General features: G+C 64.6%; 22 protein-coding genes and 2 tRNA genes. 13 read left to right on the forward strand and 11 right to left on the reverse strand.

Annotated elements, in window-relative coordinates; genetic code table 11:
* From V6M63_RS09110 to V6M63_RS09125, 4 genes are all read left to right on the forward strand, one after another.
* Nucleotides 1–1366 (forward strand): efflux RND transporter permease subunit (locus V6M63_RS09110; protein WP_332741269.1); only part of this gene is annotated, 1366 nt, incomplete at its 5' end.
* A gap of 39 nt (nt 1367–1405) precedes the next feature.
* Nucleotides 1406–2377, forward strand: coding sequence for an alpha/beta hydrolase (locus tag V6M63_RS09115; protein WP_332741270.1), 972 nt, complete (start codon nt 1406–1408; stop codon nt 2375–2377).
* A gap of 174 nt (nt 2378–2551) precedes the next feature.
* A complete protein-coding gene (locus tag V6M63_RS09120) occupies nt 2552–3913 on the forward strand; it encodes a DUF6538 domain-containing protein (RefSeq protein WP_332741271.1) in 1362 nt (453 codons plus the stop codon).
* Nucleotides 3914–4078: 165 nt separating this feature from the next.
* Nucleotides 4079–4246 (forward strand): hypothetical protein, encoded by a 168-nt coding sequence (locus tag V6M63_RS09125; protein WP_332741272.1) that lies wholly within the window; start codon nt 4079–4081, stop codon nt 4244–4246.
* 187 nt (nt 4247–4433) lie between these two features.
* Here the strand turns inward: V6M63_RS09125 and V6M63_RS09130 are convergent, their stop codons facing one another.
* On the reverse strand, nt 4434–5270 hold the full coding sequence (locus V6M63_RS09130; RefSeq protein ID WP_332741273.1) for a hypothetical protein: 837 nt from the start codon (nt 5268–5270) through the stop codon (nt 4434–4436).
* Between the two features lie 136 nt (nt 5271–5406).
* On the reverse strand, nt 5407–6027 hold the full coding sequence (locus tag V6M63_RS09135; RefSeq protein ID WP_332741274.1) for a recombinase family protein: 621 nt from the start codon (nt 6025–6027) through the stop codon (nt 5407–5409).
* Between the two features lie 139 nt (nt 6028–6166).
* Here V6M63_RS09135 and V6M63_RS09140 point away from each other — a divergent pair, with 139 nt between their 5' ends.
* The 4 genes from V6M63_RS09140 to V6M63_RS09155 all read left to right on the forward strand — a co-directional run bounded on the left by V6M63_RS09140 (nt 6167) and on the right by V6M63_RS09155 (nt 8950).
* On the forward strand, nt 6167–6835 hold the full coding sequence (locus tag V6M63_RS09140; RefSeq protein WP_332741275.1) for a DUF5343 domain-containing protein: 669 nt from the start codon (nt 6167–6169) through the stop codon (nt 6833–6835).
* Nucleotides 6836–6864: 29 nt separating this feature from the next.
* Nucleotides 6865–7398 (forward strand): Swt1 family HEPN domain-containing protein, encoded by a 534-nt coding sequence (locus tag V6M63_RS09145; RefSeq protein WP_332741346.1) that lies wholly within the window; start codon nt 6865–6867, stop codon nt 7396–7398.
* A 419-nt stretch (nt 7399–7817) separates the two neighbouring features.
* Nucleotides 7818–8141 carry a hypothetical protein gene (locus V6M63_RS09150; RefSeq protein WP_332741276.1) on the forward strand — a complete coding sequence of 108 codons (324 nt, stop codon included), beginning with the start codon at nt 7818–7820 and terminating at the stop codon, nt 8139–8141.
* Entirely contained in the window at nt 8138–8950 is an 813-nt protein-coding gene (locus tag V6M63_RS09155; protein ID WP_332741277.1) for a hypothetical protein, read from the forward strand. Before V6M63_RS09150 ends, V6M63_RS09155 begins: the two co-directional genes overlap by 4 nt.
* 68 nt (nt 8951–9018) lie before the next feature.
* Here the strand turns inward: V6M63_RS09155 and V6M63_RS09160 are convergent, their stop codons facing one another.
* The 6 genes from V6M63_RS09160 to V6M63_RS09185 form a co-directional block, all read right to left on the reverse strand.
* Nucleotides 9019–9807, reverse strand: a complete 789-nt coding sequence (locus V6M63_RS09160) for a type II toxin-antitoxin system death-on-curing family toxin (RefSeq protein WP_332741278.1) — start codon at nt 9805–9807, stop codon at nt 9019–9021.
* A 148-nt stretch (nt 9808–9955) separates the two neighbouring features.
* Nucleotides 9956–10031: transfer RNA gene (locus tag V6M63_RS09165), tRNA-His, on the reverse strand.
* A gap of 61 nt (nt 10032–10092) precedes the next feature.
* Nucleotides 10093–12021 carry a SurA N-terminal domain-containing protein gene (locus V6M63_RS09170; RefSeq protein WP_332741279.1) on the reverse strand — a complete coding sequence of 643 codons (1929 nt, stop codon included), beginning with the start codon at nt 12019–12021 and terminating at the stop codon, nt 10093–10095.
* Nucleotides 12022–12108: 87 nt separating this feature from the next.
* Nucleotides 12109–12184, reverse strand: a tRNA-Val gene (locus tag V6M63_RS09175).
* 21 nt (nt 12185–12205) lie between these two features.
* On the reverse strand, nt 12206–12496 hold the full coding sequence (locus V6M63_RS09180; RefSeq protein ID WP_268766309.1) for an HU family DNA-binding protein: 291 nt from the start codon (nt 12494–12496) through the stop codon (nt 12206–12208).
* A gap of 235 nt (nt 12497–12731) precedes the next feature.
* Entirely contained in the window at nt 12732–13823 is a 1092-nt protein-coding gene (locus V6M63_RS09185; protein ID WP_332741280.1) for a tartrate dehydrogenase, read from the reverse strand.
* A 92-nt stretch (nt 13824–13915) separates the two neighbouring features.
* Here V6M63_RS09185 and V6M63_RS09190 point away from each other — a divergent pair, with 92 nt between their 5' ends.
* The gene (locus V6M63_RS09190) at nt 13916–14896 is read left to right on the forward strand and encodes a LysR family transcriptional regulator (RefSeq protein ID WP_332741281.1); all 981 of its coding nucleotides are present in this window, start codon (nt 13916–13918) and stop codon (nt 14894–14896) included.
* Here V6M63_RS09190 and V6M63_RS09195 read toward each other — a convergent pair.
* From V6M63_RS09195 to uvrC, 3 genes are read right to left on the reverse strand one after another with little or no spacing between them, the layout of a single operon-like run.
* Complete coding sequence (locus V6M63_RS09195; RefSeq protein WP_332741282.1) at nt 14853–15743, reverse strand: DMT family transporter; 891 nt, start codon at nt 15741–15743, stop codon at nt 14853–14855. The genes V6M63_RS09190 and V6M63_RS09195 overlap by 44 nt on opposite strands.
* Before the next feature lie 10 nt (nt 15744–15753).
* Nucleotides 15754–16323: a CDP-diacylglycerol--glycerol-3-phosphate 3-phosphatidyltransferase gene (gene pgsA / locus V6M63_RS09200; protein WP_332741283.1), complete on the reverse strand. Its 570-nt coding sequence runs from the start codon at nt 16321–16323 to the stop codon at nt 15754–15756.
* A 47-nt stretch (nt 16324–16370) separates the two neighbouring features.
* The gene (gene uvrC, locus V6M63_RS09205; RefSeq protein WP_332741284.1) at nt 16371–18416 is read right to left on the reverse strand and encodes an excinuclease ABC subunit UvrC; all 2046 of its coding nucleotides are present in this window, start codon (nt 18414–18416) and stop codon (nt 16371–16373) included.
* Nucleotides 18417–18457: 41 nt separating this feature from the next.
* Here uvrC and earP point away from each other — a divergent pair, with 41 nt between their 5' ends.
* The 4 genes from earP (at nt 18458) to V6M63_RS09225 (ending at nt 22113) form a co-directional block, all read left to right on the forward strand.
* Entirely contained in the window at nt 18458–19534 is a 1077-nt protein-coding gene (gene earP, locus V6M63_RS09210) for an elongation factor P maturation arginine rhamnosyltransferase EarP (RefSeq protein ID WP_332741285.1), read from the forward strand.
* A gap of 164 nt (nt 19535–19698) precedes the next feature.
* Nucleotides 19699–20253 carry an elongation factor P gene (gene efp / locus V6M63_RS09215; protein WP_066271559.1) on the forward strand — a complete coding sequence of 185 codons (555 nt, stop codon included), beginning with the start codon at nt 19699–19701 and terminating at the stop codon, nt 20251–20253.
* A 71-nt stretch (nt 20254–20324) separates the two neighbouring features.
* Nucleotides 20325–21203, forward strand: a complete 879-nt coding sequence (locus V6M63_RS09220; protein WP_332741286.1) for an AEC family transporter — start codon at nt 20325–20327, stop codon at nt 21201–21203.
* Nucleotides 21204–21243: 40 nt separating this feature from the next.
* Entirely contained in the window at nt 21244–22113 is an 870-nt protein-coding gene (locus tag V6M63_RS09225; RefSeq protein ID WP_332741287.1) for a TIGR00730 family Rossman fold protein, read from the forward strand.
* Nucleotides 22114–22137: the final 24 nt, after the last annotated feature.

A 22137-nucleotide genomic window follows, 5' to 3' on the forward strand; every position in this document is an offset into this window, starting at 1 on the left:
GGGCTTCGCGGTGCTGTTCATCATCCAGATCAAGGTGATCCAGGACCTGGCGCTGATCGCCAGCATCGGCGTGGCCATGCTGATCGTGACCAACCTGCTGCTGCTGCCCATCCTGCTGTCCTATGTGGGCGTGAGCCCCAAGGCGGCCGCGCGCAGCCTGCGCGCGGACTCGGCCCAGGCCCTGCAGCGCTCGCGGCTGTGGTCGGGCCTGACCCGTTTCACCCAGCGGCCCGCCGCCACCATCGCGGTGGCCACGGGCACCCTGCTGGCCGTGGCGGGCTTCGCGGTGAGCCTGCACCTGTCCATCGGCGACCTCGACCCGGGTGCACCCGAGCTGCGCCCGGACTCGCGCTACAACCAGGACAACGCCTACCTGATCTCGCACTACGCGGCCAGCACCGACATCCTGACCGTGATGGCCACCACGCCGCCCGACCGCTGCACCAGCTATCAGGCGCTGTCCACGCTGGACGCGCTGGCCTGGCAACTGGAGCAACTGCCCGGGGTGGAATCCACCAACTCCATGGCCGCGCTGTCCAAGCTGGCCATGGTGGGCTACAACGAAGGGCACCTGAAGTGGTTCGAACTGCTGCCCAACGAAAGCGCCCTGGGCGGTGTGCAAACCCGCGCACCGCGTGAACTGTTCAACCAGCGCTGTTCGTTCCTGGCGCTCTACGTCTACCTGAAAGACCACAAGGCCGAGACGCTGGAACGCGTGGTGGCCGAGGTGGAGCGCTTCAAGGCCGACAACGACACGCCCGAGCTGACGTTCAAGCTCGCCGCGGGCAGCGCCGGCATCGACGCGGCCACCAACATCGTGGTGCGCCAGGCCATGCGCGAGATGCTGCTGTGGGTTTACGCCGCCGTGGTGCTGCTGTGCTGGATCACCTTCCGTTCCTGGCGCGCGGTGATCGTGGCGGTGCTGCCGCTCATGCTCACCTCCATCCTGTGCGAAGCGCTGATGGTCGGTCTGGGCATGGGTGTGAAGGTCGCCACCCTGCCGGTGATCGCGCTGGGCGTGGGCATCGGTGTGGACTACGCGCTCTACGTACTCAGCGTCACCCTCACCCGCTTGCGCGCCGGTGCCAGCCTGGCCGAGGCCTATGCGCACGCGCTGCAATTCACCGGCCGCGTGGTGATGCTCACCGGCGTGACGCTGGCGCTGGCCGTGGGCACCTGGGCCTTCTCGCCCATCAAGTTCCAGGCCGACATGGGCATCCTGCTGGCCTTCATGTTCGTCTGGAACATGGTGGGCGCGCTGGTGCTGCTGCCTGCGCTGGCGCACTTCCTGTTGCCCACCGCCCAGGCTGCCGGCACGCCCGCGACCGACGCACCCGTGATCCAGCCCGAACCCGCTGCGGTCTGAGCGCCGCAGCGTCTTTTTCCCCCACGACAGGAGACTCCCTTGACCGTCACCACCACCACGCTCCCGCGCGCGCCCATGGACGCTGGCCTGGCCAAGTTTCTGGCCCAGGCCGCCGCGCAGGGCAACCCGCCGATGGAGGCGCTGCCACCCGAGATCGGGCGCCAGGTCTACCGCGACATCGCAGCCAGCCTGGGCTTGCCGCCCCCGGTGGTCGCCACGGAAGACCGCAGCATCCCGGGGCCCGGCGGGCCGCTCAGGCTGCGCATCTACCACCCCGATGCCGCCGGGCCGCTGCCCGCGCTGTTCTATGTGCACGGCGGCGGCTTCGTGATCGGCGATCTGGAAACCCACGACGCGGTGTGCCGCACCCTGTGCCACGACGTGGCCGCGGTGGTGGTGGCGGTGGACTACCGGCTCGCGCCGGAGCACCCGTTTCCCGCCGCCGTGGACGACGTGGTCTGCGTGCTGCAATGGCTGGCCGCGCATGCGCGAGAACTGCGCGCGGACCCGTCGCGCATCGCCCTGGCGGGCGACAGCGCGGGCGCCCAGCTGGCCACGGTCGCCTGCCTGCGCACGGCGGGCACGATCAGGCCACGCGCCCTGGGCCTGATCTATCCGGTGGCGCAGCACTACAGCGAGCCCAGCGCATCGATGGCCGAGAACGGCGAGGGCAAGTTCCTCACCCACGGCGTCATGCAATGGTTCATCGACTGTTATCTGGGCGGCCGCAGTGAACTCACCCGGCACCCGGACTTCGCCTTGCTGAGCGCGCCCACGTTGGCCACGCTGCCGCCGAGCTGGGTCGCCACCATGGGCCACGACCCGCTGCGCGACGAGGGCCACGCGCTGGCGCAGCGCATCGAACAAGCAGGCGTCGCCACCGAACACCGCCACTACCCGGGCGCCATCCACGCCTGCATCCACTTCACGGCCGTCTCGCCGCTGGGCGGGGAGGTGTTGAGCGATCTGGCGCAATGGCTGCGATCTCGCCTGGTCGCGAACGGGCGCTGAAAGCGGAAACGAAAAAGCCCGGCAGAGCCGGGCTTTTTGCTGGAATCATCTGGGGTGGCTGATGGGGCACCAAACCGGTGGCATCCCACCTCCAGACTGCAAGCGCCCATGCGGGATCCGAGGGAGAATCGTGCACCCCCGCCGTGCACCCCACGGCTCCGAAAACACGAGCACATGACCCAGAAGCGCGGCAACCCAGACCAGTACCTCCAGAAAATCGGCAACACCTACTACGCCCGAGTCAAGGTGCCCCGAACCCTCCAGCACATCGTCAGGCAGACCCACCTCCGCCGCAGCCTGCAGACCGGTAGCAGGGTGGAGGCCAACCTTAGAAAACACAAGGTGGTCTCGGACATCAAGGCGACCCTCGCGGCCTACCGCACCAACCCACCCACGGAGAGCGTCCCCTTCTCATTCGACGAGGCACGGGCCTTCAGGGAGCACATCGAGCAGGTTCGGCTCCAGGGGAACGATGACGAAGCGGATAACCTCCAACTCGTCGCGTCCGACCACGCTGACCGCATTGAAGAGCTTCACGGCCCCGAACGTGCTGGGCGCTGGTATCGCATCGCGACGACCACCGGCGAGAACCTGAAGGAACTCCACGAACGGTGGCTGTCCGTGAACGACTACAAGGAGTCCACCAACGCAGGGCACCGCAAGGCGTTGAGCGAGGTCCTTGCCTACATGCGCAACGAGGAGGCCCGGCCAGAAGATGTCACCCAGCGGGTGGCCGTGGCGTACATCGACCAGGACCTCATGCAGCGCGACCTGTCCCACTCCACCATCCGGGACCGTTTGGTGTCCCTTGGGGGCTTCTGGAAGTGGCTCGCAAGCCGTGGCGCAGTCCATGGCGGCGTCAACCCATGGGCGGGCCACAAGGTCAGCAAGAAGCAGAACCCAGGCACCCGACCGCCCAAGCGCGGCTACACGGAAGCTGAAGTAGTACGGCTGCTGGAAGGCAACGACGTGGTGAGGCGCTGGCCCACGTACAAGCACCTGCGAGACGTCATCGTACTGGGCCTCTTCACCGGAGCCCGAATCGAAGAGTTGTGCAGTCTGACCGTCGCCCAGGTGGAGACCGGAAGTGGGGGCTACGTGTTCAAGATCAACGATGCGAAAACCAAGGCCGGCATCCGCTACCTGGCCGTGACCCACCCCGCCCCGATGGCGGTCTTGAAACGACGCCTGAAGGACCGCACCGGGGCCGCGCAGCTCTTCCACGAGCTCACCCCTGGAGGACTCGATGACAAGCTCTCCAGCAGCGTCGTGAAGGCGTATGGGCGGTACAGGAGAACTTGCCAAGTCCCGGACGGCACCGACTTCCACAGCTTCCGCCGATGCGTCATCACGGTGCTGGAGCACGTGGGCGTGGGTCAGGTGTCCATCGCCCGGTTTGTCGGGCACAAGGTTGGCACCCTGGCCGCTGACACCTACTCCGATGGCGGGACCAGGGTCCTCGCCTTGGAGGTCGCATCCAAGGTGCGCTACGGCACCGTCGTGGAGGACGCGGCCATAGCGTTGGCGGAGAGCTAACCGGAATGCGGGATGTTGTCCACACCGGGTCATTCGCAGGCAAAACCTAGTTGTCCCATCGAGTTACACCGGTTTTCCACCGTTACCGCACAGGTTTTCAACAGCCTTTCCCGTGACGTAGCTGACACCCTCCAGGACAATCTGGGCATGTCCGGAGCACCCCCGATGTCCTCATTCCCACGACCCGACCCCCACGACCGCCTGAAGCACTTCAAGAACGACAGCCCCGGCTGGCGACTTGCCGGGTTGTTCTTGGAAAAGCTGCCCTCCATCCTTGCGAGTGCTGGCGTTCTGGCGTTCTCGGTCTGGTCTATGCTGAAGATGACGACCTGATCAACCGACGAACGCGTCCCTTCACGGCACCGACATTTCGACCAAGGTCGCCACCGCCGTGTTGTGCTTGTTTCGAGCGCACCCTGCCCGGTGACCACCCGCCCATTTTTGGCGCAAAAATCTGAGAAGGTCTTCGATCAACTTCGGCAGCAAAAATCCCCCCGCACCGGGGTCGCGGCTACCACCATCAGGCGACAGGCTGCACTCCAACACGAAGAGCAAGTACCCCGATGAGCCGCAAGTAGGCCGAACCGGAACTCAGGACGTACACCGCGAACTCCTCGGTCGGAGGGGCGATGTTGTCCACCTGCCCATGCCGGTACTCGTGCATGCTCTGAACCCAGTGGGCCATCCCCTCAAACAAGCCGGCCAACACGCGTTTCTCCACCGCGTCACCTGCACTCGCAGCAAGGTACTGGTCCCTCAAGCTCACCCGGCACAGATTCGCATGTAGGTTCCTGGCATCTGGGTTCAACTGGCGAGCGACGACCTCCAGCGCCTCGAACATCGACCGCACGGCAGCCTTCGTATCGGCAGGATGTCGGTCAAGGTACCCGAAGGCGGCCTCGTAAGCGCCCCGAGCGACGGCCAGCACGGGAGCGTTGAGCACCGCAAGAGTCGCACCCCTCATCCCCTCGAAGACCTCGTCCACGGCGTAGTGGATGACCCCTTTGGCATCGATGCGAAACCCCATGTGCTCATCCGCAAGCGCCCGGGCGATGGCGAGGCGGTACTCCTCAGCGAATCGCCCCCCGAAGGCGGTCAGAACGCGGTAGGTGACCGTAATCGACGTCAGGACCTCCTCCATCGCAGCCTCCTTGAAGAAGTGCTCCCAGTACGCCCCCCACTGACCCGTCGGCACGTCGATGCCCGCTTGTTCTCGCAGGGCAACCCAGACCTTGGACGGGATGTCGTGCTGTTCGGGCAGCGCGGCTCTAACGCGAATGCGGAAGCGTGGACTGTCACCCCGAGGGGTTGCGCGGTCCATGTAGCGGTAGATGAACAAGGGGTGGTCGTTTGCCATTCCTCATCCTACCGGCTTAGTGACCGTGACCGAAACCGACCCCTTCCGGTCACAACCGCCCAATGAGTACGAAAGGCAGGCTCACCGGGTTTCGGCCATCACGGCGATTCGTACGCCGTTTGCAGGCAAGGCTGATTCATGCAGCGACCTGAGCCGACACCCGCTGTACCACTGAGACACCACATCCGACCATCTTGGCGACCTTAGCGATGCCCATACCCTCGGCTCGTAGGGCACGGATGCGCTCCTCCACCTTCTCTCCAACGCCGGGGCGACCGATGGGGTTGCCTGACTTGGTGCCCTTGGCCTTCGCCCGAGCAAGGCCAGCCTTGACCCGCTCGCGGATGATTTCGCGCTCGAACTCGGCAAACACGCCCATCATCTGGAAAAGCGCACGTCCTGCCGGTGTCGTGGTGTTCACGCCCTGCTGATGTAGGTACAGGTCCACGCCCGTCGCGTGCAGCTCCTGAAGGAATGTCACCAGATCGATGAGTGAACGCCCCAGACGGTCCACGGACCACGAGGCCACCACGTCGAATTCCTTGCGGGCCAGCCCTTTCATCATCGCGTCCAGCTTCGGACGGTCGGCACGGCCCTTGGAACCGCTGATGCCGTGGTCCACGAACTCGGCTACGACTACCCAGCCCTGCCGCTCCGCGACCTCTCGAAGCTCGCATAGCTGGTTCTCGGTGGACTGACGGTCCGTGCTGACACGAGCGTACAGGGCGGCGCGGCGGGGTGTGGATGGTTTGGTCATGCTCCATCATACCGAAAACATCTGGTTTCCGTACAGGCAAACTGTGCATTTGTTCTCCTGGGACGGCGCCGCCTATTCCTCATGAGGGTTTCCGTATGCCCGTCCATTGACTACGATGCTTCAAAGGAGGAGTAACAGCATGGCGAGTTCGATCCCGTACCTGTCGTCTAACAAGAACGTCGAGAAGTTGTTTTCGGCCATCGCATCCGCAAAGGTGCCCGACCGGTTCACCCAGAAATACCTTGAAGATACCGTTGGACTCAAGGGAACCAACGACCGGCAGTTAATCGCGATGCTGAGGAACCTTGGCTTCCTCGATCAGACCGGCGCCCCAACAGCGAACTACCGGCTACTCAAGAGCCCGGACACCGCAAAGCAAGCGGTCGCCGAGGGCATCAAGAAGGCGTATGCGCCGCTGTTCGCCGCAAACGAGACCGCCAACGCACTTCCCCCTGAAAAGCTCCGAGGGTTGGTCGCGCAGGTCGCAGGTAGCGACGACGGCATGACCTCGCGCATTTCTCAAACGCTTCAAGCGCTTCTGCGATGCGCGGACTTCACCGGTTTGGGGACTGCGAAAGCCAACGGCTCAAATGGCGCTGGCGAGGCCGACCTAAGTGAAGAGGACTTGGTGGAGGAGATTCCCGAGCGGAGCGCCGCAGCGCAACGTGGGGGCGCCCATCGAGGGACGCCGGGAGTGCGAGGGTTGAAGCCCGAATTCCACTACAACATTCAAGTCCACCTCCCCAACAACGCCACGGAGGAGGTCTACCTGAACATCTTCAACGCTCTGCGGAAGTCTTTCCAGTGAGCGTAGACGCGACCGCTGCCTTGTTCGTCATGCTCGGGCAGTCCGCCGAGCGTGTCGTGGCGGGTATGGAGGACCTTCTCCCGGGGGAGAGCCTCCTGCTGTCACCCTCCTACGACCTTGCGCCGTTGCTGCCGGAGAGCGTTCGCCGGGCAACAAATGCAGCGGAAACCTATCGCCTCGTTTTCGTGTTTGAGAATTTCCTCCGCAAGTTCGTGGTGGATGTCCTGTCGAAGGATGCAACGGTGCCGTGGTGGGACAAGGTGCCAACCGATGTGCAACAGGAAGTCCTGAAGGTCGAGGAGACCGACGAAATCAAAAGCTGGATGGCACTGGGCTCGCGTGACCGCTCGGCGCTGATGACGTTCCCTCAGTTGTTGAGGGTAATGGACCACGCATGGAAGGCCGGCTTCGACGAGCTGGTCCGCGACAAAGCCCTCATACAAAGTGCCAGACTTCTCGTACACCTACGAAACACGATTTGCCACATGACCGACATCCCACCGGAGGAAACTGAGCGCATACGGCAAACCATGCGCGATTGGTTCCGGGTAGTTTCGCCGTAGCGGCTTCAGCAGCGCTTTAACCTGCTCGATAATTTCGTGCCTGCCCCTCCCAGGGGACGGGTACAAATCCTGACCTCATGCTGAACACCTGCCGTGCCCCTGGCTGTCCTGGCGCAGCCCACGGGTACTCCCCGTATTGCCAACCCCACAAGCAAAACCTTCGCCGCCATGGAGCCGCGACCCAGGAGGGCGTCACCGTCCACGAGCTGCGGCCCTTTTGGGACCTCGTCGAAGCTCGCAAGACGAAGAACCCGAACAGCGACGCATGGAGCCTGCTGGAGGCCCGCTGGGGTGTCGTGCTGGACTACGCGAGGACGACCCTACAGCGCCACGCTGAGGGCCTTCCAGGGCATCGTATCGGGCGTCTCGCGGCCCATCACCTCGTCACCATCGGGGATTCCGTGGAGTCGTGGACCGTTGTGCGAACGGCCCTCGCCATGTACCTCATGCAGGACAAGCGCCCCACCCGCTTCGCCAGCGACACCGCGTTCGACTTCCAACTGGTGCGCCGTGTGCGGGGCCTCTCGGATGTCAACGCGGGCGTGTACTGGGACCACAAGGAGCAGCGCAGCCGCCGGGTCTACCGCGACACGCCTCCCCGTGTGATGCAGGCCATGGTGGAGCCCCTGAAGGCGGCCTTCGGGGTTGCCGGGCTGACCCTTGCCACGAAGGAGCGAGAGGACATCAACAAGGCCAACGAGGAGCGCCGTCGGCTGTCCAGCGCACTGGAGGGCTTGGAATGAGCCGCCACAGCAAGAAGAACCCTGTGGACTCGTTCGACGCCCTGGTGGAGCAGCACCAGCGCGGCAAGCCACCAAGGGACCCGAAGCCTACGTCGCTCCCACTCCAGTCCATCAAGTTCCGACCAGAGGTGTTCCAGCACCGACGCCCGATCCAGTACCAGTCCGATGCCCACATCCGGGGCCTTGCGGAGGCTGCCAAGGTGCGGGACCTTGACCCGGTGACGGTGTGGTGGGACGGCAAGTTCTTCACCCTCATTGACGGTCACCACCGCCGCATGGCCTACATCACCGCCGGCAAGGGCATGAACAGCATCCCCGTGGAGGTCTTCGAGGGGTTGCCGCAGGAGGCCCTTGAGCGGGCCGCGAGCGCCAATACGAAGGCCAAGCTCCAGATGACGCCATCGGAGAAGTCCACCGCCGCGTGGCGTCTGGTCCTGATGACAGAAGCGATGAGCAAGGCCAAACAGTCCCAGGCCGCTGGCGTGTCGGACGGGCTCGTTGCCACGATGCGCCGCACCAAGGCCAAGCTGCTGAAACAAAGCATGACCTCGGCGGACCTCGTGGAGTTGACGTGGGAGGCCGCTCGGCGGAAGGCGGCTGGTCAGGACGACGACTGGACACCCGAGGAGGAAGACAAGCGCGTGGCGGCCATGGCCCTTGGCCTTCGCAAAGCCCTTGGGGCCACCGCCGAGCGCCAGCCGGAACTCTTCTGGAAAGCCATCGAGGTCTACAGCCTCCAGCTCGCGCAGGGCCTTCTGGACCACCTGAACGAGGTACCCGAGGAGGACGATGAGCAGGAGCCCGCGTAAGCCCCGTGAAGACCGCCAGAAGGCCCCCGGCTATGCAACCCTATGGGGTGAAATTGCATAGGCCCGTCTTACACGCGAGCAAGCCGTCGCAGAGTTCCCCGATAAGTGCTTACGAAGAAGTCCGTGGGCCTTTCCCGCCTGTAGAAGGCGTGCGAGTCCACCCCATTCACCTCGGAAAGAAGGCAACGAGCCCGGACCTCCCGAAGCTGACTTTTTCCGACGACCGTGCCATCCCCTGGATAGCCCATCCGCATAGTCCGAACTCGGACGGTCCGTTGACCCAGACCAAGGAACCCCCCGGTCTTGTCGTATTTCACTACATCGCAGGTGTTGTTGTCGAAGTTCTCCAACACGAACCCATGCGTGTTCAGAATCCCACGCAACTCCCGAAACGTCACGATCCGCTCTCCACGTTCGACCTTACGGGTGCGTTTACGAATCCATCGCCCCATCTCTTCCACCTCGACATCGGAATGGTCGCCGCCGGAGCGCGGTGAAAAACCATGACTTGCGACCTTCAGCATGAAGTCGTACAGCTCATCGTGGGACACCTTCTCCGAGAACATCAGGTCGTTCTTGTCAAGGTGGCAAAGCATGGCGACTAAGCTCGTCCGCTTGTTGCCGTTGTGAAATGGGTGGTTGCAGCAAACCCCATAGGTCAGGGCAGCCGCATTTATGACGGGGGTGTTGTACTTGACCCTGCCCTCGTATCCCGTGAACTGGCGGGACACGGCGGATTCGAGAAGGTGCTGCGACTTGACGCCCGGTGGGCTGATCGGGTCAGCAGCAGCCGCGAAGTCGGCGGCAAGCACCTCGTGTATCGCCCGCACTTCGTCTGGACTCAAGGTGTTCAGCACGTCGCAAGTTCCTCGAAAACTCGTTGCCCGCGACTGAACATCAGCCGTCCAAAAGAAAAAGCCCCGCGTCAGCGAGGCTCTTTATCGTGCACCCCCAGAATGCACCCACACCAGCCTGGAGGCCGCATGAATACTGGGGTTAAAAGGGTGGGGTGGCTGATGGGGCTCGAACCCACGACAACAGGAATCACAATCCTGGACTCTACCAACTGAGCTACAGCCACCGCAAGCCGCAGATTATAGCCGGAAGTCGCACAGCGCCTTCCGGTGGTCGATCGAGAAAACTCAACGAGCGGGCACAGCCGGGACAGCCGGCTTGTTGGGCTCGTTCACCAGAATGCGGGCATCGAAACGCGTTTTGAGCGTCTCGTAGTAAGCCTGGCTCTCGGCCGTGGCCCACCACTGGCTGTATTGCTGCACTTCCTGGGCCAAGGCCTGCGCGGGTCGCGTTTCGCGCGGCAGCACCTTTTCAACCTTCACGACGGCATAGCCCTCGTCACCGAGCGGGACCCCGACCCAGGCCGGCAGGCTCTTGGGATCTGCGCTGAGAGCCGCGATCAGCACGGGCTGCGCCAGACCCTGTGCGTTCTCGCGAGAGACGGTCTGGGCAGGAGAAAGTCCGGTCGCCGCACCGCCCGCTTTCCAGGCCTGCAGTTGTTTGTCACCCTCTTCGCGCGCCAGTTCGGCAGAGCGCTGCGCCACCAGGCGAGTCCGCACGGCTTCGCGCACTTCGTCCAGTGGGCGGGTGCGGGCGGGCGAGTGCTTGACCACGCGGGCGGCCACCAGTTGGCTGGAGCCGGTTTCAATGGCTTCGGTGTTGCGCTTCTTGTCGATGGCGTCGGGCGTGAACAAGGCAGCCAGGAGCTTCTCGTTGGCCAGGACACCGGTCGCGCCCTGCGGCTGGCGTTGCACGCCCTGGGCGGTGCGGATCTCCAGCTTCAGGCGATCGGCCGCGGGCTTGAGGCTGTCGGCCTGCTCGTACACGAGGTTGCTGAAGGTCTCGGCGGCTTCGGCGAACTGCTTCTGCGCCTGCTGCTGCTTGAGCTCGGCTTCGATCTCGGGCTTCATGGATTCGAAGCTGCGCTGTGGCGGGGTCTTGATGTCGGTGAGCTGAATGATGTGAAAGCCGAACTCGGTCTCCACCAGATCGGAGATGGCCCCTTTGGACAACGAGAACGCCACGTCTTCAAACGGCTTGACCATGGCGCCGCGGGCGAAGAAGTCCAGATCGCCACCGTTGGCGGCGGAGCCCGGGTCTTGCGACTGCGCCTTGGCCACGTCGGCAAAGCTCGCGGGGTTCTTGCGCACTTGCTCAAGCAGGGCGGTGGCCTTCGCGCGCACGGCCTCCTTGTCGGCGGGCGGCGCGCCCGCGGGCACGCTCAGCAGGATGTGGCGGGCGCGGCGTTCTTCTGTACCGGCCAGGCGTCCGGCGTTCTGGTCGTAATAGGCACGCACATCCGCTTCGTTGAGCGAGAGCGATGCCTGCAGCGAACCAGCATCCAGCACGAGGTACTCGATGTCGGCCTGCTCGGGCGCCTGGAACAGTGGCCCGTTGGCGTTGTAGAACGCTTCGATCTCGGCATCGGTGGGTTTCACGCGGGCGGCAAAGTCGGCGGCGTTGAAACGGGCCACCTGAACTTCGCGGCGTTCGAAGAATGCGTTGAGCGACACGGCGGCCAGCCCCACGGGCGCAAAGCCCGAGCCCACGATGTTCTGCGAAACCTGCCGCTGCGACAGATCGGCGCGCACGCGGGCTTCGAACATCTCGGGCGTCATGCCCTGGCGCGCCACCAGCGAGCGGTAGGCTTCCACGTCCAGCGAGCCGTCGGGCTTGCGCAGGGCGGCAATGGATTCGTTTTGCTGCAGCTCGCGCGCCAGGCGCTGATCGCTGGTGAAGAGGTTGAACTTCTGCGCGGCGGTGGCCATGACACGATCGCGCACCAGACGCTCCAGCGTCGCGTAGCGCGCCTCGTCGCTGTCCAGCAGCTTGGCGTCCAGCGTGGGCATGGCTTCGCGCAGGCGCCGGGATTCGATCTGGTGGGCCTGATCCCATTCGGCCTTGGTGATCTCTTGTCCGTCCACCGACGCCACGGCTTCGCCGCTCTCGTTGAACCGGGTGTACCCCTCGATGCCGAACAGGACGAACGAGGGAATGATCAGGATCATCAAGAAGCCCATGAGGTACTTCTTGTGGTTGCGGATGGTATCGAACATGCCTGGAACCCTGCTGCTTCAAAAGGAATGTAAAGCGTTGTCTGTGGGACAACAAAAAAGGCGAACCCGGGTTCGCCTTTTCGATGGTGGTGGGTGCTGACGGGGTCGAACCGCCGACCTACTCCGTGTAAAGGAGCCGCTCTGCCAACTGAGCTAAGCACCCCACCGGGAAAGGGGCGTCACTTCAGTTCAGCGCGTCTTTGAGGGCCTTGCCCGGACGGAACTTCGGCACCTTGGCGGCCTTGATCTTAATCTCGTCGCCAGTGCGCGGGTTGCGGCCTTTGCGGGCCGGGCGCTTGGTCACGGCAAAGGAGCCGAAGCCCACGAGCGACACGGTGCCGCCTTTTTTGAGCGTGGTGCGAATTGCGGTGATGGTGGAATCGAGTGCACGCGTGGCGGCCGCCTTGGAAATGTCGGCGTTCTTGGCGATGTGTTCGACGAGTTCTGTTTTGTTCACAAATGGCCCCTCTTGAATTGAGATGAGTTGTTCCGTTGGTACAAAGCTTGTCCTGGAACGGCGCGGTTGGCTGCCGTGGGACTGGTTCTGTTGATCGCTGGACACGGTGATGACCGTGGCGCACGAAAAGTGATTAGACCCATGGGCTGCAACCCCTGTCAATACACGAAGGTCGCGCGCCCAATCCCGACGGCACAAGAGGCAGGATTCTAGACGCTTTCAACCCCCGCACCCTCGCGTGGAGCGCCCGGGATCAACCCTTGATCGCCTGCGCGATTGCGCGGCCCACATCCGAGGTGCCCGCCTGTCCGCCGAGGTCACCGGTGCGGGGCGCGCCACTGCCGGGCTGCAGAACGGACTCGATGGCGTTCATGACCGCATCGTGCGCGGCCTTGTGGCCCAGGAAATCGAGCATCAGCGCGCCGCACCAGATCTGGCCGATCGGATTCGCGATGCCCTTGCCTGCAATGTCCGGCGCCGACCCGTGTACGGGTTCGAACAGAGAGGGATGCTGACGCGTGGGGTTGAGGTTGGCACTGGGCGCGATGCCGATGGTGCCGGTGCAGGCAGGGCCGAGGTCGGAGAGGATGTCGCCGAACAGGTTGCTGCCGACCACCACGTCGAAGAAGTCGGGGCGTTGCACGAAGTGCGCCGTCAGGATGTCGATGTGGAATTTGTCGACCTTGATGTCCGGGTACTCCTTGGCCATCTCGGCCACGCGTTCATCCCAGTACGGCATGGTGATGGCGATACCGTTGCTCTTGGTTGCGCTGGTGAGGTGCTTTTTGGGGCGCGAGCGCGCCGTCTCGAACGCATAACGCAGCACACGGTCCACGCCGATGCGCGACATCACGGTTTCCTGCATCACGATCTCACGCTCGGTGCCCGGGTACATGCGCCCGCCGATGCTGGAATACTCGCCTTCGGTGTTCTCACGCACGATCACCATGTCGATCTCGCCAGGCGCACGCGCGCTGCCGTCGCGCCGCACAACGGGTGCGATCACGCCGGGCATGAGGCGCGCGGGCCGCACGTTCACGTACTGGTCGAACTCGCGGCGGAACAACAGCAGAGAGCCCCACAGCGAGATGTGGTCGGGCACCTTGTCGGGCCAGCCCACCGCACCAAAATAGATCGCGTCGTGGCCGCCGATCTGGTCCTTCCAGTCGTCGGGCAGCATCTTGCCGTGGCGCTCGAAGTAGTCGCAACTGGAAAAGTCGAAGTGGTCGAACTGCAGGTCGATGCCGAACTTCGTGGCGGCGGCTTCGAGCACGCGCAGGCCCTCGGGCATGACTTCGGTGCCGATGCCGTCTCCGGCGATGACTGCGATGCGGTGTTTGCTCATGGTGGCTCCTTCGGAACGGACTGGAAAGGTCGCCAGCATAGCCCGCATCACGGCAATAATCCGGCAATTGATTCATTCTCAAAAGGAAACAATTGGACCGCCCCGATCTGGAACTCGTGCTCGCTGTGCGCCAGCATGGCAGCCTGGTGATGGCCGCTCGCGCGCTGCGCGTGGCACCCTCGGCCGTGACCAAACGCCTGGCCGCGCTGGAAGCACGCCTGGGTCTTCGCCTGTTCCAACGCACCACGCGGCGCGTGAGTCCCACGGCCGAAGGCGACACGCTGTGCGAGCGCGCGGTGCACCTGTTGCGCGCATTCGACGAGATGGAAGCCGAGCTGCGCGAACGCCAGGCCGAGCCGGCCGGGCCGGTGCGCCTGGCGGCCACGCTCGGCTTTGGCCGACGGTGGGTGGGGCCGGCGCTGGCTGATTTCCAGACCCGGCATCCCGGCATACAGGTCCAGCTGCAGCTCACCGAGCAGTTGCCCGATCTTGCTGTGGAGGGATTCGATGGCGCCGTCTGGCTCTGGAACGCGCCGAGTGAACGCGCGGCCGAATGGGTGTCGCGCCGACTCGCGGCCAACCAGCGTGTGCTGGTGGCCGCACCTGGCTATCTAAAGCAGCACGGCACACCACGCACCTTGGAGGAACTGGCCGGGCACAGTTGCCTGGTGGTGCGCGAAAACGGGGGCGGACCGGGCCAGCGCTTCGATCACTGGCGTCTGCAGTTCTCGGGCCACGCGCAGGTGAAACACGTGCCGGTGAGCGGCCCGCTCTCCAGCAACTCGGGCGAGATGGTGCGCGACTGGTGTCTGGCCGGCCACGGCATCATGCTGCGCAGCCTGTGGGACATCGCCCCGCAACTGGCCAGCGGCGAACTGGTGCGCGTGCTGCCCGATCACGCCATGCAGGACGCCGACATCCACTGGCTCGCGCCCTACCGGTCCCAGGCGCCGCGGCGCATCCGCCTGCTGGTGGACTTTCTGGTGGAACGGTTCCGTCACGAGCCCTGGAAACCTGTGGTGCGCACCTCTACCGGGAGGCGCGCACCACCAGGCTCACGCCAAAAGCCGTGAGCGCGGTGCCCGCCAGCGTGACGGCGGTGATGGGCTCGGCGAACAGCACCCAGGCGATCAGCGCGGTGCACGGCGGCACCAGGTACATCAGGCTGGTGACCGAGGCCGCCGCACCGCGCTGGATCAGCATGTACAGCAGCGAACTGCCGCCCAGCGTGAGTCCCAGCACCGACCACGCCATGGCACCCATGAGTTGGGCGTTCCATTGCATGGCTTCGGCCTCCAGCAAGGTCAGCGGCAAGGTGACCAGCAGCGCGGCCAGCAGTTGCACCGCGTTGGCGGTACGCACGTCGCATGCCGCCACAAAGCGCTTTTGGTAGAGCGTCCCGATCGTGATCGAGAACAGCGCCATGACCGCCAGCGACAGGTTGAACCAGGTGGCTTGATCGCCCGGGCCACCCGCGCCGAACTTGCGCGAAACCACCAGCACCAGACCTGCAAAGCCCAGCACCAGGCCAAGCCACTGGCGCCTGGACACCTTGGAGCCAGTGCCCGACAGCCAGATGGCGGTGAGCACCGGCTGCAGGCCGACGATGAGCGAGGACAGGCCCGAACCCATGCCGGCCTTGACCGCCACCCACACCCCGCCCAGATAACCCGCGTGCATGAAGACGCCCGTGACGGCCAGGTGTATCCACTGCGTGCGGCTCGTTGGCCACTTCACGCCGGCCAGAACAATCCAGGGCAGGAAGCAGGCGATGGACAGCGCATAGCGCACGGCGAGGAACTTCATGGGCGGCGCGTAGGGCATGCCGTAGCGCGCCACGATGAAACCGGTGCTCCAGATGAGCACGAACACCCAGGGCATGGCGCGCAGCCACGCGTTGTCTTGTATCGGTGATTGCATGGCCAAGCCCTCAGCGCGACTTGGCACGGATCTCGGGGATGGCTTTCTGCAGGTAGTACACCATCGACCACACCGTCAGCACCGCCGAGATCCAGATCAGCCAGGTGCCCCAGAGCTGCGTGTCGATCATCTTGAACAGCACCCCGTCGAACAGCAGGAACGGAATGGCCACCATCTGCACGGTGGTCTTGACCTTGCCGATCATGTGCACCGCCACGCTCTTGGTGGCGCCGATGATGGCCATCCATTCGCGCAGCGACGAGATCGCGATTTCGCGGCCGATGATGATGAGCGCGACGAACACGTCGGCGCGGTCCAGGTGCACCAGCACCAGCAGCGCGGCGCACACCAAGAATTTGTCGGCCACCGGGTCCAGGAAGGCGCCGAAGGCCGAGGTCTGGTTGAGCTTGCGGGCCAGATAACCGTCGGCCCAGTCGGTCAGCGCGAACACAATGAACATGACCGTGGCGATCAGGTTCTGCTGCGCCACGCTCATGCCTTCCAGATAGAACACCCCCACGATCAACGGGATGGCCACGATGCGGGCCCAGGTGAGCAGGGTGGGGATGTTGAAAAACATGGGCTGATTATGCGTTGACCACCGCAGACTCCGTCCGGCGGGGGCCATCAGTGCAGGGCCCTGTAAATGGCATCGGCCAGCTCGGCCGAAATTCCTTCCACCGTGCAGAGGTCGGCCACGCTGGCCGAGGCCACGCCACGCACACCGCCAAAGCGCTGCAGCAGGCGCGCGCGCTTCTTCGGCCCCACACCGGGAATGTCTTCGATCTTGCTGCCACCAGTGCGCACCTTCGCGCGCTGGGCACGCATACCGGTGATGGCGAAGCGGTGGGCTTCATCGCGGATCTGCGCCACCAGCATCAGCGCGGCGGAATCGTGGCCGAGATAGACCTTCTCGCGGCCATCGGCGAAAACGAGTTCTTCCAGGCCCACCTTGCGACCCTCGCCCTTCTCCACACCCACGATGAGCGAGAGGTCCAGGCCCAGTTGCTGGAAGACATCGCGCGCCATGCTCACCTGGCCCTTGCCGCCGTCGATGAGCACCAGGTCGGGCATGCGGGGGCCGGCGACCAGTTCGGCGGTGGGTTCGGTGCTGGCGTCCTCGGCCGCTGCGCCGCTCGTTTCGTCAACCTCCGCCACCAAGGTGGTCCCCGGCGGCAGGGGATCGTCTGCCTGCATGGCCTGCGCGATCTTGCCGTAGCGCCGCAGCAGCACCTGCTTCATCGCCGCGTAGTCGTCGCCCGGGGTGATGCCCTCGATCTTGTAGCGTCGGTACTGGCTGTTCTGCATCTTGTGGCCTTCGAACACCACACACGACGCCTGGGTGGATTCACCGGCCGTGTGCGAGATGTCGAAGCATTCGATGCGCAGGACGTCAAGCTGGTCGTCCGGCAGTTGCAGGGCATCGGCCAGCGCGCGGGTGCGGGCTTGCTGGCTGCCTTCTTCGGCCAGCAGGCGCGCCAGCGCGATGTCGGCGTTCTTTTGCGCCATCTCCAGCCAGATGCGACGGTGTTCGCGCGGGTTGTGCACCGCATTCACCTTGACACCCGTTTGCTCCGAGAGCGCGTCCAGCAGCGGTTTGCCCACCGGGTGGCTGGTGACCAGGATGTGGGGCATGGCGATGCCCAGGTAATGCTGGGCGATGAAGGCTTCGAGCACCTGCACGGCCACCCGCTCGGCCGGGTCGCCGGTTGGGGCATCACCTTCTTCGGAGAGCGCGTTGTCGATGGCGGTGGCGTCGTCCACGTGCGCCGGAAAGTAGGGTCGGTCGCCGAGGTGGCGCCCACCGCGCACCATGGCCAGGTTCACGCAGGCGCGCCCGCCGTGCACCTTGACGGCCAGCACGTCCACGTCCTTGTCGGACAGGTTGTCCATGGTCTGCTGGTGCAGCACGCGCGAGAGCGCGGTCATCTGGTTGCGCAGCTCGGCGGCCTGCTCGAACTCCAGCTTCTCGGCGTGCGCCATCATGCGCTGCTCCAGCGCGTCGAGCACCGCCTGCGTTTCACCGCGCAGGAAACGCTCGGCGTCCTGCACGTCGCGCGCGTATTCCTCGCTGTCGATCAGGTCCACACAGGGACCGCTGCAACGCTTGATCTGGTACAGCAGGCAGGGCCGCGTGCGGTTGGCAAACACCGAGTCTTCGCAGGTGCGCAGGTGAAAGACCTTCTGCAGCAGCGTGATGGATTCCTTCACCGCCCAGGCGCTGGGGTACGGCCCGTAGTAGCTGTGGCGCCGATCCACCACGCCGCGGTAGTACGCCATGCGCGGAAATGCCAGCGAAGGCGACGGCATCTTTGCCGAGGTGCGGAAGGTCTCGCGCGTGCCGGTGATCTTGAGGTAGGGGTAGCTCTTGTCGTCGCGAAACAGGATGTTGAACCGCGGGTTCAAGGTCTTGATCAGGTTGTTTTCCAGCAGCAAGGCCTCGGCCTCGGAGCGCACCACCGTGGTCTCCATGCGCACGATCTTGCCGATCATGTGACCGATGCGCGTGCCATCGTGGCTTTTCTGGAAATAGCTCGACACGCGCTTCTTGAGGTTGCGCGCCTTGCCCACGTAGAGCAGCTGGCCCTGCGCGTCGAAATAGCGGTAGACGCCTGGCAGCGAGGGCAAGGCGGCCACTTCGCTGAGCAGTTGATCGGAATGCGTGTCGGACATGGGCGCGTATTGTGCGCGGCCTTGAAACCCTTGCCGCGACAATGGCGGCCATGCGATGGGACATTTTCTGCAGGGTGATCGACAACTTCGGTGACGTGGGCGTGTGCTGGCGGCTCTGCGCGCAGCTCGCCCGCCGCGGCGAACAGGTGCGCCTGTGGCTGGACGATCCACAGCCGCTGACCTGGATGGCGCCCGGCGCTCTGGAAGGCGATTGGCCGGGCATCGATGTGTTGCACTGGACCACCCCGCTGGCCGCCACGCTGGGCAACAGTCTGCCGCCTGCGGATGTGTGGATCGAGGCTTTCGGCTGCGAACCGCCCGCCGAGTGCATCGACGCTCTGGCCAGCCGCGTGGCCGCAGGGCAGCGCGCGCCGGTGTGGATCAACCTCGAATACCTGAGCGCCGAGCCCTACGTGGAGCGCTCACACCGCCTGCCCTCGCCGGTCATGAGCGGGCCGCTGCGTGGCCTCACCAAGTGGTTCTTCTACCCCGGCTTCACCGAACGCACGGGCGGGCTGCTGCGCGAGCCCGACCTGCTGGAGCGGCAGGCCACGTTCGACTCGGCCGCCTGGTTGCAGGCCCTGGGGCTGCCCCCCGCACAGCGCCGGGTGAGCCTGTTTTGTTATGAACCCACCACCTTGCCCGACGTGCTGCGGCAAGCCGCCAGCGAACCGCTCGGCACCGACTGGCTGGTGACGCCTGGACGCGCCTGGCAGGCAGCGCAGGCCGCACCGGCCGGCCGGCTGCACGCCCTGCCCTTGTTCAGTCAACCTGAATTCGACCACCTCTTGTGGGCCTGCGACCTCAATTTCGTGCGCGGCGAAGACTCGCTGGTGCGCGCGCTGTGGGCCGCTCAGCCCTTCGTCTGGCAGATCTACCCGCAGCACGACGACGCTCACCACGCCAAGCTCGAGGCCTTCCTCGACTGGCTGCAAGCGCCCGCCTCCCTGCGGACATTTCACCGTGCCTGGAACGGCGTCGGCGACCAGCCCGCGGTCTGGCCAGGGCCGAACGACCTCGACGACTGGCGCACGTGCGTGCAGGCCGCCCGCGCGAGGCTGCTGGCCCAGCCCGACCTGTGCAGCCAGCTGGTCGAGTTCGTGGCGCAGAAGCAGTGAGCGAAAAGCGATAAAATTCGAGGCTTTGCAGAAATCGGCTCAGGCTCAGCCTGGCGCTTCATTCCTGCCAGCCATCTGTCTCGCCGCACAGATCGCAGCCATCAGATCGGTTCCCGGGTGTCCAGCCCACGCCGGGAACGCGCGGCCCAACCGTTGGAATCCTTATGAAAATCGCTCAAGAACTCCGCGCCGGCAACGTCATCATGCACGGCAAGGACCCGATGATCGTCCTGAAAACCGAATACAGCCGTGGTGGCCGTGGTGCCGCCACCGTGCGCCTGAAGCTCAAGGCCCTGCTCAACAACATGGCCACCGAAGTCGTCTGCAAGGCCGACGACAAGATGGACCAGATCATCCTGGACAAGAAGGAGTGCACCTACTCCTACTTCGCCGACCCGATGTACGTGTGCATGGATGCCGACTACAACCAGTACGAGGTGGAAGCCGAGAACATGGGCGACGCCCTGAACTACCTCGAAGACGGCATGACCGTTGAAGTGGTGTTCTACGACGGCAAGGCCATTTCGGTCGAACTGCCCACCAGCGTCGAGCGCGTGATCACCTGGACCGAGCCCGCCGTCAAGGGCGACACGTCCGGCAAGGTCCTCAAGCCCGCCAAGATCGCCACCGGCTTCGAAGTCGCCGTGCCGCTGTTCGTGGCACAGGACGACAAGATCGAGATCGACACCCGCACCGGCGAGTACCGCAAACGGGTGTGATCAGGCTCTGATCGTTCGGTTCAAGAGGCTCCTGCGGGAGCCTCTTGCGTTTGCACTCCACACCCTTCGCCATGGACCTGATCAGCCGCATCACAGACGTCATCATCCCGGTCTTCCTGATCGTGGCCATCGGCTACGGTTACGCGCGCCGCGGTGTGCCCGACATGTCGACGTTCAACCGCATCGCGCTCGATGTGCTGGCGCCGCTGCTGGTGTATTCGGCGCTGGCCTCGCGCGACTTCCACATGGCCGAGCACACCACGCTGCTGATCGGTGGCACCGCGCTCATCCTGCTCGGTGGTCTGCTGGCCTGGCCGCTGGCCAGGATCTTTGGCGCGCAGCCGCGCACGCTGGTGCCGGTGGTCATGTTCAACAACTGCGGCAACATGGGCCTGCCGCTGGCCCTGCTGGCGTTCGGCCCGGCCCATTTTGGCGCGGCGGTGGCGCTGTTTTCGGTGAGCAACCTGCTGCATTTTTCGCTGGGCGCACGCATCACCAGCCGCATGGCGCGCACGCGCGATCTGCTCACCAGCCCGCTCATGATCGGCACCGCCCTGGGCTTCATCAGCGCGCTCTCCGATGTGCGTCCACCCGACGTGGTGCTCTCCGGCCTGAAGCTGCTGGGCGACGCGTTGCTGCCCATGATGCTGTTTGCCCTGGGTGTGCGGCTCACCGCCCTGACCCGCTCAGGCCTGGCGCTGGGCATGTTGGGCGCTCTCGCCCGACCCATGATCGGTCTGGCCATCGGCATTCCGCTGGCCTGGGCACTGGGCCTGGAGGGTGCGGCGCGCGGCCAGCTGTTGTTGTTTGCCGCCCTGCCACCTGCCGTGATGCAGTTCATGCTCGCCGATCGATACCACCAGGAACCCGACAAGGTCGGCGCCATGATCATGCTGGGCAATGCGCTGGCGATCCTGTTCGTGCCCTTGGCTCTGGCGCTGGGTTTGTAGTCACACAATTCAAAGACACTGAAGTCTCAAGGAGCCCCTCATGGAAACCACACAGAACATCAACGAGCGCCGTCTGGCGGACGCATGGGCCGAACTGCAGACCCACGCCAACGAAGGCAACGCCCTGCATGCCGACGCCTACCGGCTGGCTTTTGCCGACCCGGAGTTTCTCCTGCGTCGCGAAACGCGCGGCATCCGTTTCCAGCTCGAAATGCTCAAGCCCGATCTGGCCCAACGCGACGCCGGCATCGAGAACACCGTCGTGGTGTTCGGCAGCGCGCGTTTTCGCGAGGCCAGCGAAGCCCGGGAAATGCTGGTGCGCGCCGAGCGCAGCGGTGAGGTCGCGGACATCGCGCGCGCCCAGGCCATGGTGCGCAATGCGCCCTACTACGACCATGCGCGCGCGTTTGCACGCATGGTGGCACGCTACAGCGCAAGCTGTCCCAAGGCCGACCAGCTCTTCATCTGCACCGGCGGCGGGCCCGGCATCATGGAGGCCGCCAGCCGCGGTGCGCACGACGAAGGCGCGCTCAACGTGGGTCTGAACATCGCGCTGCCGCACGAACAGGCGGCCAACCCTTATGTGTCACCCGAGCTGAGTTTCAAGTTCCACTACTTCGCGCTGCGCAAGATGCATTTCATGATGCGCGCCAAGGCACTGCTGGCGTTCCCCGGCGGCTTCGGCACGCTCGACGAGCTGTTCGAGGTGATCACGCTGGTGCAATGCAAGAAGGCCAAGCCGGTGCCCATCCTGCTGTTCGGATCGGACTACTGGAAGCGCCTGATCAACCTGGATGTGCTGGTGGAAGAAGGCGCGATCTCGCCCGATGACCTGAAGTTGTTCCAGTACGTGGACGATCCCCAGGTCGCCTGGCAGCACATCGTGAAGTTCTACGACCTGAAGGCGTAAACGCCAACTCGCTCAGCGCGCCAA

Origin of the sequence: Hydrogenophaga sp. (assembly GCF_036675665.1) — a bacterium.
Taxonomy (GTDB): Bacteria; Pseudomonadota; Gammaproteobacteria; order Burkholderiales; family Burkholderiaceae_C; genus Hydrogenophaga.